Source organism: Larkinella bovis (assembly GCF_042655385.1).
In the GTDB taxonomy this organism is placed as follows: Bacteria; Bacteroidota; Bacteroidia; order Cytophagales; family Spirosomataceae; genus Larkinella; species Larkinella bovis.
Window position 1 is genome coordinate 61,406 of record NZ_JBHSMA010000002.1, and the last position, 17,706, is coordinate 79,111.

At 54.2% G+C, this 17,706-nt stretch carries 13 protein-coding genes; 6 read left to right on the forward strand and 7 right to left on the reverse strand.

Going from position 1 to position 17,706, the window contains the following annotated elements; translation table 11 throughout:
- Positions 1-3 precede the first annotated feature (3 nt).
- The gene (locus ACFPMF_RS07630) at positions 4-1,089 is read left to right on the forward strand and encodes an acyl transferase (protein WP_379842810.1); all 1,086 of its coding nucleotides are present in this window, start codon (positions 4-6) and stop codon (positions 1,087-1,089) included.
- 110 nt (positions 1,090-1,199) lie between these two features.
- Here the strand turns inward: ACFPMF_RS07630 and ACFPMF_RS07635 are convergent, their stop codons facing one another.
- Positions 1,200-2,351, reverse strand: coding sequence for a sigma-54-dependent transcriptional regulator (locus tag ACFPMF_RS07635; protein WP_379842811.1), 1,152 nt, complete (start codon positions 2,349-2,351; stop codon positions 1,200-1,202).
- Between the two features lie 411 nt (positions 2,352-2,762).
- Between ACFPMF_RS07635 and ACFPMF_RS07640 the strand changes: the two genes are divergently transcribed.
- Both ACFPMF_RS07640 and ACFPMF_RS07645 read left to right on the forward strand, forming a co-directional pair.
- Positions 2,763-5,939: a SusC/RagA family TonB-linked outer membrane protein gene (locus tag ACFPMF_RS07640; protein WP_379842812.1), complete on the forward strand. Its 3,177-nt coding sequence runs from the start codon at positions 2,763-2,765 to the stop codon at positions 5,937-5,939.
- Between the two features lie 113 nt (positions 5,940-6,052).
- On the forward strand, positions 6,053-7,585 hold the full coding sequence (locus ACFPMF_RS07645) for a SusD/RagB family nutrient-binding outer membrane lipoprotein (RefSeq protein ID WP_379842813.1): 1,533 nt from the start codon (positions 6,053-6,055) through the stop codon (positions 7,583-7,585).
- 50 nt (positions 7,586-7,635) lie between these two features.
- On the opposite strand, the gene ACFPMF_RS07650 is transcribed toward ACFPMF_RS07645, so the two are convergent.
- Together ACFPMF_RS07650 and ACFPMF_RS07655 are read right to left on the reverse strand one after the other, a co-directional pair.
- Positions 7,636-8,616, reverse strand: coding sequence for a pyruvate dehydrogenase complex E1 component subunit beta (locus ACFPMF_RS07650; RefSeq protein ID WP_379842814.1), 981 nt, complete (start codon positions 8,614-8,616; stop codon positions 7,636-7,638).
- An 89-nt stretch (positions 8,617-8,705) separates the two neighbouring features.
- Entirely contained in the window at positions 8,706-10,094 is a 1,389-nt protein-coding gene (locus ACFPMF_RS07655; RefSeq protein ID WP_379842815.1) for a cytochrome P450, read from the reverse strand.
- Between the two features lie 205 nt (positions 10,095-10,299).
- On the opposite strand from ACFPMF_RS07655, the gene purH reads away from it, so the two are divergent.
- Genes purH through gatC form a run of 3 tightly spaced genes read left to right on the forward strand, consistent with a single transcriptional unit; the run spans position 10,300 to position 12,849 of the window.
- Complete coding sequence (gene purH / locus ACFPMF_RS07660; RefSeq protein ID WP_379842816.1) at positions 10,300-11,817, forward strand: bifunctional phosphoribosylaminoimidazolecarboxamide formyltransferase/IMP cyclohydrolase; 1,518 nt, start codon at positions 10,300-10,302, stop codon at positions 11,815-11,817.
- Position 11,818: 1 nt separating this feature from the next.
- On the forward strand, positions 11,819-12,565 hold the full coding sequence (locus tag ACFPMF_RS07665) for a lysophospholipid acyltransferase family protein (RefSeq protein ID WP_379842817.1): 747 nt from the start codon (positions 11,819-11,821) through the stop codon (positions 12,563-12,565).
- Positions 12,562-12,849 carry an Asp-tRNA(Asn)/Glu-tRNA(Gln) amidotransferase subunit GatC gene (gene gatC, locus ACFPMF_RS07670; protein WP_379842818.1) on the forward strand — a complete coding sequence of 96 codons (288 nt, stop codon included), beginning with the start codon at positions 12,562-12,564 and terminating at the stop codon, positions 12,847-12,849. The genes ACFPMF_RS07665 and gatC overlap by 4 nt, the downstream gene beginning before the upstream one ends.
- A 38-nt stretch (positions 12,850-12,887) precedes the next feature.
- On the opposite strand, the gene folK is transcribed toward gatC, so the two are convergent.
- The 4 genes from folK to ACFPMF_RS07690 all read right to left on the reverse strand — a co-directional run bounded on the left by folK (position 12,888) and on the right by ACFPMF_RS07690 (position 17,441).
- Positions 12,888-13,379 (reverse strand): 2-amino-4-hydroxy-6-hydroxymethyldihydropteridine diphosphokinase, encoded by a 492-nt coding sequence (gene folK / locus ACFPMF_RS07675; RefSeq protein ID WP_379842819.1) that lies wholly within the window; start codon positions 13,377-13,379, stop codon positions 12,888-12,890.
- 3 nt (positions 13,380-13,382) lie between these two features.
- Positions 13,383-14,429 carry an AAA family ATPase gene (locus ACFPMF_RS07680; protein ID WP_379842820.1) on the reverse strand — a complete coding sequence of 349 codons (1,047 nt, stop codon included), beginning with the start codon at positions 14,427-14,429 and terminating at the stop codon, positions 13,383-13,385.
- Positions 14,430-14,519: 90 nt separating this feature from the next.
- Positions 14,520-15,302 carry a tryptophan-rich sensory protein gene (locus ACFPMF_RS07685; RefSeq protein ID WP_379842821.1) on the reverse strand — a complete coding sequence of 261 codons (783 nt, stop codon included), beginning with the start codon at positions 15,300-15,302 and terminating at the stop codon, positions 14,520-14,522.
- Positions 15,303-15,452: 150 nt separating this feature from the next.
- Complete coding sequence (locus ACFPMF_RS07690; RefSeq protein ID WP_379842822.1) at positions 15,453-17,441, reverse strand: CHU_0125 family OmpA-like outer membrane integrity protein; 1,989 nt, start codon at positions 17,439-17,441, stop codon at positions 15,453-15,455.
- Positions 17,442-17,706: the final 265 nt, after the last annotated feature.

A 17,706-nucleotide genomic window follows, 5' to 3' on the forward strand; every position in this document is an offset into this window, starting at 1 on the left:
CTAGTGTTATTCACCAGCATTCGTCAGCAACTCCGGAACCGGATTATTCAATTGCTCCCCGCCGACCAGCCGGCGTTTGATTCCGTCGCCCTGGATGTGTTCCGGTATCAGGCCGCTACCAATTCCGTTTACGGCGAATACCTGCGTCACCTGCGAATTGAGCCTGAAAAGATACAGCGAATTGATCAGATTCCGTTTCTGCCCATCGGTTTTTTCAAGCAACACGTTATCCTGACGCAGGCGGCAGAAAGCCCGGCAAACCCGCAGAATCTGCTGACGTTTGCGAGCAGCGGAACCACCGGTACCCTCACCAGCCGCCATTACGTGGCGGATCCGGCTTTGTACGACACCGTCAGTCAGCGGTTGTTTGAACAGGTGTACGGCCCGCTCGACCGCTTCCACATTCTGGCGTTGTTACCTTCCTATCTTGAACGAAATAACTCGTCGTTGGTGTATATGGTTCAGCGGTTTATTGAAAAAACCGGGTCGAAGCGTTCCGGTTTTTTCCTGCACAATACCGCCGATCTGACCGCCACGCTACGCGACCTGGCCGCGCAGCGGGTACCCCGCCGGCGTATCCTTCTCATTGGCGTTACCTTTGCGCTGCTCGACTGGGCCGAATCCGGTACGGATTTTTCCTTTCTCCGGCAGTTGCCCGAATTGATTGTGATGGAGACCGGCGGCATGAAAGGCCGGCGGCAGGAATTGCTCCGGGAAGAAGTGCACAACATTCTGACCCATCGGCTGGGCGTTCCGGCGATTCACTCCGAATACGGCATGACCGAACTGCTCTCCCAGGCATATTCGACCGGTGAAGGGGTTTTCCGGATGTCGGCCACGCTGCGCATCCGGCTGCGGGATGTGAATGACCCGTTTTCCCTCTATCCCGCGCCGTCCGACCCGTCATCGACGCCATCGGTTCGGCAAACCGGGGGCATCAACGTGATTGATCTGGCCAATCTGGATTCGTGCAGCTTCATCGAAACGCAGGATCTGGGGCAGTACGACCAAGAAACGCCCGACGGTTTTCGAGTCATCGGGCGGTTTGATAATTCGGATATTCGGGGTTGCAACCTCCTGGTGTTGTAATGCCATCGCGCTTCATCCGAACGGGAATTCCATTGTAAACGCTTCGGTTTGCCAGTCCGCCGGAAAGGAGTTCGCGATTTGCAATCCGCGAACCGGTTCGCCAAAACCTTTTAAGCGTACGTCTCTACGTCATAGCGGGTGATCTGATCACCGCAAAGAATCACCAGCCGTTCAACCACGTTCCGGAGTTCCCGGACATTCCCGGTCCAGGGCAGCGATTTGAGGTATTCCATCGCATCGGGCATGATCTCTTTGGGCTGTGCTCCGTATTCTTCCGCAATGTCGTGCAGGAATTTTTCCGCCAGAAGCGGCACGTCCTCGCGCCGATCGGCCAGCGGGGGGACATGAATACGAATGACACTCAGCCGGTGAAACAGGTCTTCGCGGAAATTGCCTTCCTGAATTTCCTTCCGGAGGTCCTTGTTCGTGGCCGCAATGACCCGCACGTTAATCTTAATTTCCTTGTCACCCCCTACGCGGGTGATTTTGCTTTCCTGCAGGGCCCGCAGCACCTTGGCCTGGGCCGAAAGGCTCATGTCGCCGATTTCATCCAGAAAAAGTGTTCCGCCGTCGGCCTGTTCGAACTTGCCCTGACGCCGGGCCGAAGCCCCGGTAAAGGCACCTTTTTCGTGACCAAACAATTCGCTTTCAATCAATTCACTCGGAATGGCAGCGCAGTTCACTTCGATCAGGGACATGGCAGCGCGGCTCCCTTTTTCGTGAATTTGTTTGGCGACCATCTCCTTGCCGGAGCCGTTGGCACCCGTAATCAGCACGCGGGCTTCGGTGGGGGCTACGCGTTCGATGGTTTCTTTCACCCGGCGAATCGCATCGGAGTCGCCGACGATTTCGTTTAATTTATAAATCCGGCGCTTGAGCGTTTTGGTCTCCATCACCAGCTTGGCCTTTTCAATGGCATTCCGGACCGTCACCAGCAGGCGGTTCAGATCAGGCGGTTTGATGATGAAATCGAAGGCGCCCCGCTTGGTGGCTTCCACGGCGTTTTCAACATTTCCGTAGGCCGAAATCATGATGAACTGCGTTCCTTTTCCCACTTCAGCGGCTTTCAGGAGCAACTCGAGACCATCCATTTTGGGCATCTTAATATCACAAAGCGCAACATCATAATTATTCTGCTTGATCAGGTCCAGTCCTTCCTCCCCATCTTTCGCTTCCTCAACTTCGTAGCCTTCATATTCCAGAATATCACGGAGCGCATCCCGAATGCTTTTTTCATCATCAATGATGATTAATCTCGCCATAAATCAATTGTTACTAAATGGATCAACCTGGACACTTGTTCGAAAAATATCTCCTACGAACCTGAAATTAAGCGAAAAGTAACAGAAAGAGATTTCAATAAGCAAGGTTCCCTCTTTTTTTTTAGCAGGAATTAGGGAAAGGGACTTTCGGAGGAAATACGGTCGGGAGGGGTGCGTGGAGGAGTCCCAAACGAAATCGACCGTCGCGTGAATTTGGTAAATTTCCGGGGAATGGGCCGAAATTAGGAAAATGAAAGATTTCATAACGTGGAGTGAAAAATATCTAACTAATACCTTGTAATATCCTAAAAATTAGCGCAAATTGTAGGGAGGGATTATGCTGGCCGAATGCTCAATTCACCGGATGTCATCCTGCTTTTTATACCATCTTTATTTTTAAACTCTTCTTGTATGCGTTATTTTACCTTCCTACGCTGTCTGTTAACCCTATGGCTTGGCGCCTGGTTAATTGCGGCCGTTCAGGCACAAGACCGACGGATTTCCGGGACCGTTTTTTCCGGGAAAGACCAGCAGCCCATCGCCGGGGTTTCCATTTTAATCAAGAACACAACCCTGGGCACAACCACCGATGCCAGCGGTAAATTTACGATCAATGCGCCCGCCAATTCGGTTCTGGTATTCAGTTCTATTGGATTTATGGGTCGGGAAGTGGCCGTTGGGAACCAAACGACCCTGACCGTCACCCTGGAAGAAGAAGAACAAAGCCTTAATGAAGTCGTGGTAACGGCGCTCGGGATCAAAAAAGAAGCCAAGCGCCTGGGCTATGCCACGGCGAACGTCAGCTCGGAGCAGATTTCAACCAACCGCTCCGTCAACTTCATGAATGCCCTGCAGGGCAAAGTCGCCGGGGTGAACATCTCCAGCCTGGGCACGGGCGCGGCCGGAACGAGTAAAATCCGGATTCGCGGCCAGTCGTCGTTTTCGGGTCAGAACAACCCGCTGATCGTGGTGAACGGGGTGCCGATCGATAACACCAACTTCGGCCAGAACAACGGGAACACGGGGAGTGACGGCTCCATCGGGAACCGGGACCGCAACTATTCCGACGGGGGGGACGGGCTTTCCTCGATCAACCCGGACGATATCGAAGGCATGACGGTTTTGAAAGGCGGAACCGCAGCCGCCCTGTACGGTTCGCGGGCGAAGGATGGGGTCATTATGATCACGACCAAAACCAAAGGCAGCGGTCAGGGCATCGGGGTGACGTATAATACCAACTTTACGAGCGATACCCCGCTGGATTTTACGGATTATCAGTACGAGTATGGCCAGGGTGAATACGGGGTTCGGCCGACGGCGCCCAACCCGACCACCGGGGTCTGGAGCTTTGGGGAAAAGTTTAACGGCCAAACTCAGGTCCTGTTCGGTGGGGTAACCGTCCCGTACGTCCCGGTTCGAAATCATATAAAGAACTTTTACCGGACCGGTTCGACCTGGACGAACTCGATTTCGGTTTCGTCGGGGAGCGAAAAAGGCGGTTTTAATCTGTCGGTTTCCAATACGGATAACAAAGGCATTACGCGCAATAACACCTTCAACCGGAAAACGATCAACCTTGGGTTTAGCTACAATCTTTCCCCTAAACTAACGGTTACGGGAACGATCAACTATTCGAATGAATACAATAAAAACCCGCCCCAGATTGCGCAACAGGACAACAGTACGCCGACGGTGATCTACACGCTGGCGAACTCCATGCCGCTCGACGTGCTGGAAGCCAACCAGATCAACCCGACGACGGGCAACGAATTCATCTGGTCGCGGTTTCAGAACCGGACGAACCCGTACTTCGTGCTGTCGCAGAAATTTGAAAATATCCGGCGCGACCGCCTGTTTGGTAACCTGACGGCCCGGTATAATTTTACGGACTGGCTGTATCTCCAGGGCCGGGTAGGTCAGGATTTCTGGTCGCGGGACCAGGACTACAACTTCCCGACGGGTCAGGCTTCGCTGGCGGCTGCTCCGGCCGGTTTTGTAAACGGTGCCTACGTGCAGGAAGCGCGTCGGTTCCGCGAACTCAATTCCGACTTCCTGATCGGTGTTAACAAAACGTTCGGGAAATTCGGCATCGATATCACGGCGGGAGGCAATCAGTTGTACCGCCGAAGCGACATCAACAGCGTGCTGGTGACGGATTTTATCGTGCGCGGGCTGTATATTCCGCAAAACGGGCGCGTGAAAGACCCAACCTACGGCCTGAGCGAACGGAAAGTTAACTCCCTCTACGGAGCTGCCGAATTTTCGTTCAATGATTTTCTCTACCTGAACGTAACGGCCCGCAACGACTGGTTTTCGACCCTGGCACCGGGAAACCGCAGCATTCTGTACCCATCCATCACGGGAAGTTTCGTCTTTTCGCAAGCCTTTAACAACCTGCCCAACTGGCTGAATTTTGGTAAAATCCGGGCGGCTTACGCGCAGGTTGGTAGTGATGGCGACGTCGCCCCGTATTCCAACAACCTCTTCTACAGTGTGGCGGCCAACCTCTTTCCGAACCCGGCCGGGCTGGGGCAACCGGTAGGAACCATCACGTCAGGAACCGTTCCGAGCGCAACGCTGAAACCCAGCCGGACCGCCGAAACCGAGGTGGGTCTGGAACTGAAACTGTTCAACAATCGCCTTGGGCTGGATCTGGCGGTTTACAACAAAATTACGAGCGACCAGATTGTGGCCGCGCAGGCATCCGATGCTTCCGGCTATACCAATACGCTGATTAACAGTGGACAAAGCCGGAACCGGGGTTTTGAAGTGCTGCTCAATCTGTCGCCGGTCCGGACGAAAGCTTTTTCCTGGGATATTACCCTGAACGGCTCCTACAACGAAACAAAACTGCTCCGGCTGCTGACCGATGTTCCGGGCGAACAGATCGTGGTGGGGAACGGGATTTACGTCGGGGACCTGCGCCATGTGGTCGGCGAGCCACTGGGCCAGTTGTACACGTTTGGGTATCAGCGGGACGCGCAGGGCCGGATTGTACACGGCGGTGACGGGCTTCCGAACCGGACGCCGACACCGATTTCGTTTGGATCGGCCTTGCCGAAGTACATGGGTGGGATCACTAATTCGGTGACTTACAAAGGCATCAACCTGTCGTTCCTGATTGATTTCAAACTGGGGGGTAAGATGATTTCGGGGACTAACCTGAACGCCTTCCGGCACGGTTTGCACAATGAGACGCTGGTGGGCCGGGGCGAAGCCGATAATAAAATGGTGGGTATTGGTGTCAACGAAAAAGGCGAAACGAATACCGTTCGGGCGTTTGTGCAGGATTACTACTCCGTCGGGCGCTCGAAAAGCCTGGGTGAGCAGGTGGTCTACGATGCCGGTTTCTGGAAACTGCGCCAGATTTCGATTGGCTATGATTTCACGAAAATGCTGCCCGGTAAGCTCTTCATCAAGGGAATCCGCCTGAATGCGGTGGCCAACAACGTCGCCATGCTGAAAAAATGGGTGCCCAACATCGATCCTGAACAGTTCGGTTTCAGTTCCGACAACCTGATGGGGCTGGAGTCCACCGGTTTGCCCACTACCCGCAGCATTGGCTTTAACCTGAACGTTCGATTCTAAAACCGGTTTTCGGTATTGGGTTTGTCGTTTTCGGGGCTGATGCTCAAGACAATAGAACTGCGCAGCTACCGTATACTGAAAACCGTATACTGAAAACAGAAAACCGTAAAAACATGAAAAAGAAATTCTTATATATACCCCTCATGGCCCTGCTGGTCGGTGTCGGCGGGTGCGAGAAAGGATTCGACGAGCTGAATATCAACCCGACAGCCGCAACGTCGCTCAATCCGTTGTTTACGTTCAACAACGCGATGATCAACACCACCTTCCCCGGATCGACCATGGTCTTTGAACATCCGATCGTCCAGCAGGTTTTTTCGCCCAATTCCGGGGTGTTGGCCGGTGGAAACTTTAATGTGGATAACCGGGGACCCACCGGGCCTAATACCGGGATCTGGCAGCGGTATTACCGGGATGTGATCCGGTATCTGGTGGATGTGCTTGACAAAACCAAAGCCGATGCCAACCGGACGAACCTCTACAACATGGCCCGCATCTGGAAGGCGTACGCGTCGATGGTGCTGACGGATACCTACGGGGATATTCCGTATAAAGAAGCGGGACTCGGTTTTCTGGGAGCCAATGTGGCACCTAAATACGATACCCAGCAGAGCATTTACGACGATATCATCAAGGAATTAACGGAAGCTACGGCCGCGCTGGATGCCAGCAAGCCAACCGAAGCCGGTGATATTATGTACGGTGGCAATATCACGAAATGGAAAAAACTGGGTAATTCGCTGCTGCTACGGGCCGGGATGCGCCTTTCCAAAGTGAACCCGACGCTGGCCCAGGCCACAGCCGCGAAAGCCTTTGCCGGTGGGGTGATCACCACCAACGCTGATAACGGGGTCGTTCGGAACAATGCCAATTATCAGAATCCGGTCGGAGTAATGCTCAACTCGACGGAGGCTGCCAATTTATACCTTACCCGGTATTTTGTGGATTACCTCCGGACGAACAGCGATCCCCGGCTGGCGTCGATTGCGGGGCGGTATGTGGGCGCTAAAAGCGGAGCCGAACAAACAGTCGCCCGCATCAACCGTGATCCGGCCGTACAAATCGGGATGCCAATGGGTTTTGATAACGGCACGATTCCGGCGCAGGCCACGGCGGATAAACTAGCCAGCTTCTACGATTATTCACAACTGGACCGGACTCGCCTGGGCAAACTGGATGCGCCAACGTTTATGGTGACAGCGGCCCAGTCGCAACTGCTGCTGGCCGAAGCCGCCCAACGGGGGTGGATTACTGGCAATGCGGCCGACTTCTATGCCGCCGGTATTACGGCCCATATGCAACAATTGGGCGACGCTGATGCTGGTTCAGCGGTTCCGGAGGCTGCCATTACGGCTTATCTCCAGAAACATCCGTACGCTGCCGCCAATGGGTTGGAGCTGATCAATACGCAATACTGGGTGGCTTCACTGTTGAACGGCCCGGAAGTATTTGCCAATTTCCGACGGAGCGGTTTCCCGAAACTGACGCCGAATCCCTATCCCGGCAAGGAAATCAAAGGCAATTTTATTAACCGGATCACTTATCCTGATTCTGAAGGATCAGTCAATGTTGCTAATTTGAAGGAAGTGCTTTCCCGGCAAGGGCCTGATAATCAGGATTCCCGGGTTTGGTGGGATAAGCAGTAAAAAAACAAAAAGGGCCGCGAAAGCGGCCCTTTTTGTTGAAAAAGGAAGGCTTATTTTTTGTACATCACCGCATTAACGGCATCCAGCGTCCGTTTCACGTTCGGCAGGATCACTTCGATCAGCGTCGGGGCATACGGCAGCGGCAAATCCAGGCTGTTGACCCGAATCACCGGCGCGTCCAGGTAATCGAAGGCGTTGCGCTGGATGTTGTAAGCTAGTTCGGACGAAATAGCCGCCAGGGGCCAGGCTTCTTCGACCACCACGCAGCGGTTGGTTTTCTTCACCGAATTGATCACGGTTGCGTAGTCGATAGGCCGAACCGAACGCAGGTCGATGACCTCCGCCGAAATGCCGTTTTTCGCCAGCTCATCGGCGGCTTGCAGGGCCACTTTCATGAATTTACCGAACGAAACAATCGTGACGTCGTTGCCTTCGCGTTTGATGTCGGCTTTGCCGATCGGAATCAGGTATTCTTCTTCCGGCACCTGGCCTTTATCGCCGTACATCAGCTCCGACTCCATGAAAATGACCGGATCATCGTCGCGGATGGCGGATTTCAGCAAACCCTTGGCATCGTACGGATTCGACGGCACCACCACTTTCAGACCGGAGGTATTGGCGTACCAGTTTTCAAAGTTCTGGGAGTGTTGCGACGACAGCATCCCGGCGTTTCCGGTTGGCCCGCGGAACACGATCGGGTTGGAGTATTGCCCCCCCGACATCGACATGATTTTCGCCGATCCGTTGATGATCTGATCGATGGCCACCAGCGAAAAGTTAAACGTCATGAATTCGACAATGGGCCGCAAACCGTTCATGGCGGCTCCAATGCCGATCCCGGCAAAACCCAATTCAGCAATGGGCGTATCGATTACCCGCTCCGGGCCAAACTCATCGAGCATGCCCTGGCTAACCTTGTATGCTCCATTGTATTCAGCCACTTCTTCGCCCATCAGGAAGACCTTCTCATCCCGGCGCATTTCTTCGGACATGGCTTCGCGGAGGGCTTCGCGGAATTGTATTTCTCTCATCGTGCGTGAGTTAGTAGTTATCGGCTTTTAAAAAACGGTCAAAAATAGGCAAAACAGGCTAAAAGAACAATTCGATTGTAAGACGCCGATCATCCGGTTGTCCGGCGCGGCAGAACCCGCAACCGCAAACCGCCTTTAGGGCGTAGCGTAATGCCGGGTTCCGGCCGGATTTCCCGGGTATCAACCGGCTGAAAGTCAAATTCCCGCACCAGCAGGCTCAGCACGATCTGCATTTCCATCATCGCAAAATGATTGCCAATGCAAAGCCGGGGGCCCCCCCCAAACGGCAGGTACGCGTAGGTGGGTCGCAGTTTAACGGCTTCCGGCCGAAAATGGTCCGGATCGAACGTGTCCGGTTTTTCCCAGTAACGCGGGTCGCGGTGGAGCAGATACGGGCAGATCAGTACGCCGTTGGCTCCCGGAACGGTTAGCCGGTACGCTCCGAATTGATCGGACTGCAGCGGTTGTCGCCCAAAAATCCAGGCCGGCGGATACAAGCGCATCGTTTCCTGAATGACCTGCGTCGTGTAGGGAAGTTCGCGCAGGGTTTCGACGGTTGGGAAACGGGTGGCGCCTAAAACCCGGTTTATTTCGTCCCGCACTTTTGCCGCGACCTCCGGGTGCTTTGCCAGCAGATACAACGCCCACGACAGGGCGTTGGCGGTGGTTTCGTGGCCGGCCATGAAAATCGTCGTGATTTCGTCGCGAAGTTGCTGATTGGTCATCCGCTCCCCGGTTTCGTCGTCCTGAGCCTCCATGAGCATGCCCAGCAGATCGTCATGCGACTGGGCGGGGAGGGCGGCCGTCTGGCGCCGGTGGATGATTTCGTAGATGATTCCTTCAATTTTGGCGACCGCCCGGCGGTAACGGATGGCGCGGGGCGTGGGCCATTTCCGGGTGATCGGGAAAAAGTTAAAGAGCTCTTTGTAAGCGGTTTCGATGATGATCGTAATGGATTCAGAAACGTTGTCGAGGTGGTTTTTAACATCCGAACTGAACAACGAATGCGTGACAATGGCCAGCGCCAGCTGCATCATTTCCTCCGAAATCAGCAGCGGTTTTTCTAGCGTCCGGTTTTTCCAGCGGGCCATCAATTCACCGGTTTCGCGGTTCATGCCCTCGACCAGCAGTGCCAGCCGCTGTTTGTGGAAAGCCGGTTGGGCCAGCCGTCGCTGCCGTCGCCAGAAATCGCCTTCGCTATTGAGCAGGCCGTTGCCCAGAAACATCTTCAGCACTTCGTAGGCATCGCTTTTGACGTAATTGCGGTTATTTTCCTGGAGAATGTGTTTGGCGTCTTCGGGTGTCAGGGTGAGGGTAATGAGCCGCCCGACGGCATCAAATTGCACCAGCCGGTCGTAGCGTTGTTGTAAGCCAGTCAGGAACGCCAGCGGATCGCGGGCAAAATCGAACGTGCTGCCCACCCAGGGCAATCCTTTCCGCTTTGGGATGGGTTTCGAAGCGTTCGCAGTGGGAACCATACCTCGTTTCTGTCAAGATTTTCATAAAGTTACAAACTCCTTTTCAATCAGAACTCTCCGTTCCAAACCTTTCGGTTATCTTTGCAGGCATTTAACCCTCTGATCAACTCTGGTGTTCTCTGATTAACCCTGTGTAACAGTGTAAAGGTTATAACACAGAGTGGATCAGAGAACACCAGAGTTAATCAGAGAAATAGTTCTTTTTATGTCGAAGACCATTCAATCTGCGCTTATTTCGGTTTATTACAAAGACGGCCTGGAACCGCTGGTTCGTCTGCTGCATCAAAACGGTGTGCTGTTGTATTCAACGGGCGGAACCCAGACGTTCATCGAGCAACTGGGCATTCCGGTAACGGCCGTGGAAGACATTACCGGCTATCCGTCCATTTTTGGCGGACGCGTCAAAACACTGCACCCGGTTGTCTTTGGGGGGATTCTTTACCGCCGGAATCTGGCCGAGGACGTTGCTCAGGCCAGCCGTCACGACATCAATCCCATCGATCTGGTGGTGGTCGACCTGTATCCGTTTGAGGAAACCGTGGCGTCGGGTGCGTCGGATGAAGACATTATTGAAAAGATCGATATTGGCGGTATTTCGCTCATCCGGGCGGCTGCCAAGAACTACGAAGATGTGCTGATCGTTTCGTCCCGGAACCAGTACGAAGACGTGGTCAACCTCCTGACAAAGAAGCAGGGCGCGACGGATGTGGAAGACCGTCGGCGGTTTGCCAAAGAAGCCTTCGCCATGTCGTCGGGGTACGACCGGGCGATTCACAATTATTTTGCGGCATCGGTTGCGGACGAGAGCGATTTTCGTCAATTGCCCGCCCAGTCGTTGCGCTACGGCGAAAACCCGCACCAGCAGGCGACGTTCTACGGCGATCTGAACGCCCTGTTTGACCAGTTGAACGGAAAAGAACTGTCGTATAACAACCTGGTCGATGTGGATGCCTGCGTGAGCCTGATCGACGAGTTTACGGACACCACCTTTGCCATCATCAAACACACCAATGCCTGCGGTGTTGCGTCGGCCCCGACGGCCAAAGAAGCGTATGTAAATGCGCTGGCCTGCGACCCGGTTTCGGCCTTTGGAGGGGTGATAATTACCAACACCAAAGTCGATCTGGAAACCGCCGAAGAGCTGAATAAACTCTTCATGGAAATCCTGATTGCCCCCGAATACGACGACGACGCCCTGAAGCTGCTGAGTGCAAAGAAAAACCGTATCTTGTTGAAACGGAAGCCCGTTACGTTTAGTCCGAAGATGTTCAAGACCTTGCTGAACGGCGTGCTGGAGCAGGATAAGGATAACCGGACCGAAACCGCCAGCCAGTTTAAAACCGTCACGGAAAAGCCCCCCACCGACAGTGAACAACGCGCCCTGGAGTTTGCGCTGAAAATTTGCAAGCATACCAAATCGAATACGATTGTGCTGGCCAACGACGGCCAGTTGTTAGCCAGCGGTGTCGGGCAGACCAGCCGTGTCGATGCGCTCAAACAGGCGATTGAGAAAGCCCGGACGTTCGGGTTCGACCTGAAAGGGGCGGTGATGGCGTCGGATGCCTTCTTCCCGTTCTCCGACTGCGTGGAAATTGCGGGCGAAGCCGGTATTTCGGCGGTGGTCCAGCCCGGAGGTTCCATTCGTGACAAAGACAGCATCGATGCCTGCAACCAGCGCGGGATGGCGATGGTAACCACGGGCGTGCGGCATTTCAAACACTGATATGTTATACACAATCTGGTGCGGCTTCTGGTTTCTGGCGCTGTTCATCGTGCTGTTTCCATTCATGTTCATTTTTCTGCAACGCGAAGAATGGAAGCCGTACGCGCACAAAATGAACTACGTCTGGGGGCGGTTATTTTTCTGGATCATCGGGATGCCGCTCGACATCGACTACCGGTTTCGGCCGGATCCGAAGCGGACGTACGTCTTTTGTGCCAACCATTTCTCGTACCTGGATATCGCCGTTATGGGCTTGATTATCCGGAACTACTACGCCTTTGTCGGTAAAAGCGGCATCAAGCGCGCGCCCCTGTTCGGCTATATGTTTGCCAAACTGCACATTCAGGTGGATCGCAGCCAGGCCAACAGCCGGGCCTATTCGCTTTCGAAGGGCATCCGGACGCTGAAAAGCGGGCGTAGTATCATGATTTTTCCGGAAGGAGGCATTCGGGCCAAACACCCGCCCAAAATGTTTCATCCGTTCAAAGATGGGGCGTTTACGATGGCCGTGCAGCAGCAGGTGCCGATTGTGCCGATTGCGCTGCTGAATAATCACGAAATTTTCCCGGACAAGAAAAAAATGCGGATGCACTGGCGCCGGATCAAGGTAGTGGTGCATCCGCCCATTGAAACGAAGGGGCTGACGCAGGCCGACGTGGAGCAATTGAAGGAAGAAACGTACCGGATTATCGACGGGTCGCTGATGGCCCAATCGGCCAGCCGCCCTTTACTGAAAAATAACCTATGAAAGTTGATCACGAAACCCTGCATAAAATCGCGCATCTCGCCCGGCTGGATGTCCGGCCGGAGGAAGAACAATCGCTGATTGAGAGCCTGAATGAGGTGTTAACGTGGATGGAACAGCTCAACGAAATTGATACGACCGGTGTCGAACCGTTGACCCATATTTCGGCGGAATTGAACGTGCTGCGCGAAGACGAGGTGGCGAATCAGCTGCCGCGCGAACAGGCGCTGGCCAATGCCCCGGAGAAGAATGATGCCTATTTTCAGGTGCCGAAAGTGATTGAATAAGAGCGGTTTTGCAGGAATGTAGCCCTGGAATTGCCGGTTTAGCCCTGCCACCGGCTGACTTCGCCTGTATCCGGACATTCGGCCAGCAATTGCTGGTTGGTTTTCCGCAAAACCGGGTGGATAAACGCCGGGGCGATTTCCGTCAGCGGGACCAGCGTAAACCGCCGTTCGTGGAGGAACGGATGCGGCAGAATCAGCGTTTCGCTTCGCTGAATGTGATCATCGACGTACAGCAAATCGATGTCGATGAGCCGACTACCCCATTTTTCGCGCCGGATGCGGCCCAGTCGGTTTTCGATGGCCTGCGTTTTTTGCAGGATTTCCTCGGGCGGAAACACACTCAATACCTTCAGCACCTGGTTTAAAAAGGCGGGCTGGTCGGTAATGCCCCAGGCTGCGGTTTCGTACAGCGCCGATTGCTCCAAAACCGGCCCCAGATCGATCCGGATGGTTTCGAGCGCCCGGTGCAGGGTAGCAGCCCGATCACCCAGGTTGGCACCGAGCAGCAGAAAAACCGTATGCGTCGTCATGCACTAAAAGCCAATGGCCCGTTTCGCTTTATTGGCAAAATGAACCTCCTCTTCCAGGTGATAAATATCCGCCAGGGTCATGGGCTGGGCCGTGCGGTAGGCAAGTTCGCGTTCTTCGAGCAGGCGGTTGGCTTTCTCGGTAGCCAGTTCCTGAAATTCATAGCGGGCGATGAGCCGCCCTTTTCGCAGAAGTGCCGGGTCGAGCCGGTTGATGTCGGTATTGAACGTACAGATGATCTGAATGGCCAGACAGTCGGCCAGCAAACCGTCGGTCAGGTTTAACAGGTTGGAAACGGCGGCATTCCGCACGTCGGTTTCGCGGTCCATCAGCACCTGCTCGGCTTCTTCGATAACCAGAATCGAATTGCGCTGTTCGAGCAGAAACGGGATAAAACCGGGTTGCGTCATCACCTCCACCAGTTGGGGGGGCAACACCAGAATCTGCTTGGAAAGCTGCGTTGTCAGGTGGCGAATCAGGTTGGTTTTCCCAGTTCCCGGTTTGCCATGCAGAATAATCAGCCCCTTTTCGCCGGTTGCGTTCAAGCGGTTGGTCAGTTTTTCGTAAACCGGCCCGAGGTCGTCGTTATAATGCTTTTCCAGGTCGAGCGGCAACAGCTTCAGCTGGGTTTCCTCAACCACCAGTTCGTTATACTGCTGCGTAATGAGTCCAACCTTGCCCAGCGAATTGTCCGGGTCCGGAATCTTGTACGCATCCAGACCGGTCAGAACCCGATCCAGGATTTCACGACTGGTGTAGCCGCCTAGAACGGAATACGCTTTCATGGCGGGCAGGTAATGCAACCGGAGCAGCACGCCATCGGGATGCGACCAGAAGGAATGTTCCTCCTGTTTGGTGAACAGTTCGGTGCGCTCGTGCACCTTCGTAAACCGCTGCTCGGTCAGAAAATTGGGCAGGGTCATTTCGAACTGATGACGGCAGATGAGCTGATTCGGAAAAACGCCAAACTGCTGAACGAAATAATAGATATTGGGAAAATCGTCGTCGTCGGGCGAGAATTTATACTGATCGGCAGGTAGTTTCCAAGACATGCTGTAAAAATCGTGCAATGCCCGCAAACGTGCAAAAAAACCGTCATAAACCCGCCCGATTTCATAAAACCGGGCGGGTTTATGACGCCATCAATTGAACGAAGGCGTGGGGTGCGATGGGGAGTTGGGCCGTTGGAAAAAACTGACCACCCATACCAGGGCGGCAATACTGGCACCAAGGATGGCGACCAGCGAAACCGACCCGTTGCCTTGTTGGCCGGCGGCAATAGCGGCATACGCCCAGACAAAAACCAGCAGGTAGGCAAAACTTCGCAGTCGGCTGAAGACAAACAGCCCGATGGCCAGGCCGACCGCAATCATGATCTGTGCCCAGACCGGCCCACTGATTCCCCAACCGTTCCACTGGGTCGATTCGAGCCAGACGCAGACGTTGGCGATGGTGGCTACCGTTATCCAGCCGAAATAGAGCCCGAACGGGATCCGTGCCAGCCAGGTCTCGGCCGTCGGTACGTCCGTCGCTTTCAGCCGGAGGCCCAGGTTAATGCCGTAGAGCGTATACAGAATACCGGCAATGAACAGAACGGAGACAAAAAGCCATTCATTCTGGAAAATCACCAGCCACAGGCTGTTGAACAAACCGTTCAGGACCACCAGGGGGCCAATAGCCCGAAACCGTGGATTGGTTCGCTGCGACGGTAACGCCTGATAAATTGCAAAACCAAGTAACCCCAGGTAAATAACCCCCCAGATGGAGAAGGCAAAACCGGCGGGCGTGAAGTCGGTGAAATATTTGTCGGAAACCTGGGCGTTGGTCTGGCCACCAAAAGGAACTGCGCTCGACAGGTAGTTCATGACGATGGTTGAAATAAGGATGAAAACCACCAGGAACTGCCGGATTTTATCGTTTTTCATAACAAAACGGGTTTACAGTTTGCCGGTTTTCCGTGGCCGGTTTTTAGTTCGCTCCGCATCCGTTAGGAAATGCGTCAACGACCGAAAACCGGCTATGAAAAACCGTACACTATAAACCCGTTCGATGAGTCAAGGTTTGAAACCCGGACCTTAGAAGTCCAAAATCTTGAACTCCGTCCGGCGGTTGCGCTGGTGTTCGTCCTCGGTTTTGGCCTGTTTGACGATCAGCTGCGTTTCGCCGTAGCCTTTCGCAATCAGGCGGTCTGCGGCAATGCCTTTGGAAACGATGTAATCGACGGCGGCTTTGGCCCGGTTCTGCGACAGGCGCATGTTATAGGCATCCGCGGCCCGAACGTCGGTATGCGAACTCAGCTCGATTTTCAGCGTCGGATTGTCTTTCAGGATCGTGACAAGTTTGTCCAGTTCTTCCGCAGCGTCGGGCCGGATGTTGTATTTATCCAGGTCGTAATAAATATTTTCGAGCACGAACGTTTTACCCAGCGACACTTTATCGAGCAGAATCGGGACGTCGAACGTCGTATCGGTCTCGGCTTTTTTCAGGAAGATCGGCGGAATACTCCGGCCCTGCATCGTAAACTGTTCGCGTTTGGTCAGATAACCGGGGCGCTCCACCAGAATCGTATAATCCTTTCCTTCCTTCAGCGGGAATTTGCCGTAGGTGCCGGGATCGCCCGTCAGCGCATCGCCAATCGGTGTTTCCACGCCATCTTCGAGAATCCGGACGCGGGCGGAGTCCAGCGGAGCCTGCGGAGACGCATTTTCCGAAACCGTACCGGCAAGGAAATACCGGACGCGCTTGGGGGCTTCGGTCGGGGGTGTTGCCGCAAGGGGCGGATTTTCCGTGGTCCCTTCCGAGTCGTCGAAATAATAAATATCGTCGTCCCCCTTGCCGCCTTCGCGGTTCGAGGCAAAATAGCCTTTGTGGTTATCGATCAGCACCAGCCCGAAATCATCCGCCGGCGAGTTGATCGGCACACCCAGGTTTTCGACGGAAATAATGCCCTGGGAGCGCGTGGCTACGAAAATGTCGAGTTTCCCCAGACCCGGATGCCCGTCGGACGCAAAGTACAGTTTGCCATCGGCGGCCACGTACGGAAACATCTCGTCGCCCGGCGTGTTGATGTCGCGGCCCATGTTGACCGGACGGCTAAACCGGCCCGACGCATCCATGTTGGTGCGGTAGAGATCGATCCCGCCCACCGAACCGGTGCGGTTGGAGGCAAAATAAAGGGTCTTGCCATCGGCCGAAAAAGCCGGGCTGCCATCCCAGGCCGTCGAGTCGCTGATGGGCAGTCGGGCGGGTTCGCTCCAGACCGTACCGTTCAACCGACTGATGTACAGATCGACATCCAGCCCCCCTTTGCGTTTTCCGTTGTTCCCGCGGGCAAAAATCATGGTTTTGCCGTCCTTCGAGAACGCGGGCGTTCCTTCGTTGGCATCGTCCTTAAAGATGCTGGCGCTGAATTTCTCCGGATTGTTGCCGGTTTCGTCGGGTTTCTGCGCCAGTTTGATTTTGTACAGACCGGTCATCGGCAACCCGTTGTTCTTGTAGACTTTCTCTTTCCGGGAAGACGTAAAAACCAGTTCGTCACCGAGCAGAACCGGGGCGTATTCCGAACCGGGTGAGTTCAGGTTTCCGAGGTTGCGGGGCTGGTACGCAATTTTCTTCTGGCTGATCACCTCGATGGCGCGCAGGGTTTCGGCTTCGCGCCGGGCTTTTTCCAGATTGACCTTGCTGGCCGGTTTTGACGCAATGTACTGATTCAACTGGGCCAGGGCTTCGGGATACTGTCCCTGCGCCTTCAGGGCGTAAGCGTAGTACATCTTGGCATTGGCCTCCGTGATTCCGGCCTCAATGGCTTTCTGGTAGAACGGGGCCGCCTGCGGAAACCGGTTCGACAGACGGTATGACTCGGCCAGCAGGTAATTCAGCCGGGCTACATCGGTGACACCCTTGCCGTTGGCGGCTTTCTGTAAATTCTCAATGGCCAGATTGTATTCCCCTTGTTCGAATTGGCGAACGCCTTTTTTATACACCTGCAGGGCGGAGTTGCATCCGGCCAGCCCGATGGCCAGCCCCAGCGCCACCAGCAAGGAATAGGAGGTACTGATTTTCATATAGTTACTGGTAACAGTATGCTGTGATTGCCGCCAAGTTAACGATTTATCGCTTGGCTATACATTTTAACGCTTAGAAGTTGATTTTATTGGCGGAAAATCCGGGGAGAAAGTGGGATTGGCACCAATGAAAAATCCCGCCGGAAGCCGGCAGGATTTTCGGGAAAGACGCAATTGAATAGAAAACGCCAAAGTGGGGTAAATAGTTTACCTTCTGAAAAATTGTTGCATTATTTTTCAGAATAATTACCCCGACAAAAAAATA

What these genes read in the sequence shown, in the direction of transcription:
- ACFPMF_RS07665 (WP_379842817.1), top strand. Translation starts at nt 11,819, where the DNA reads ATGTTATACACAATCTGGTGCGGCTTCTGGTTTCTGGCGCTGTTCATC.
- ACFPMF_RS07685 (WP_379842821.1), bottom strand. Translation starts at nt 15,302, where the DNA reads ATGAAAAACGATAAAATCCGGCAGTTCCTGGTGGTTTTCATCCTTATT.
- ACFPMF_RS07690 (WP_379842822.1), bottom strand. Translation starts at nt 17,441, where the DNA reads ATGAAAATCAGTACCTCCTATTCCTTGCTGGTGGCGCTGGGGCTGGCC.
- gatC (WP_379842818.1), top strand. Translation starts at nt 12,562, where the DNA reads ATGAAAGTTGATCACGAAACCCTGCATAAAATCGCGCATCTCGCCCGG.
- ACFPMF_RS07650 (WP_379842814.1), bottom strand. Translation starts at nt 8,616, where the DNA reads ATGAGAGAAATACAATTCCGCGAAGCCCTCCGCGAAGCCATGTCCGAA.
- ACFPMF_RS07655 (WP_379842815.1), bottom strand. Translation starts at nt 10,094, where the DNA reads ATGGTTCCCACTGCGAACGCTTCGAAACCCATCCCAAAGCGGAAAGGA.
- ACFPMF_RS07680 (WP_379842820.1), bottom strand. Translation starts at nt 14,429, where the DNA reads ATGTCTTGGAAACTACCTGCCGATCAGTATAAATTCTCGCCCGACGAC.
- ACFPMF_RS07635 (WP_379842811.1), bottom strand. Translation starts at nt 2,351, where the DNA reads ATGGCGAGATTAATCATCATTGATGATGAAAAAAGCATTCGGGATGCG.
- folK (WP_379842819.1), bottom strand. Translation starts at nt 13,379, where the DNA reads ATGACGACGCATACGGTTTTTCTGCTGCTCGGTGCCAACCTGGGTGAT.
- ACFPMF_RS07645 (WP_379842813.1), top strand. Translation starts at nt 6,053, where the DNA reads ATGAAAAAGAAATTCTTATATATACCCCTCATGGCCCTGCTGGTCGGT.
- ACFPMF_RS07640 (WP_379842812.1), top strand. Translation starts at nt 2,763, where the DNA reads ATGCGTTATTTTACCTTCCTACGCTGTCTGTTAACCCTATGGCTTGGC.
- purH (WP_379842816.1), top strand. Translation starts at nt 10,300, where the DNA reads ATGTCGAAGACCATTCAATCTGCGCTTATTTCGGTTTATTACAAAGAC.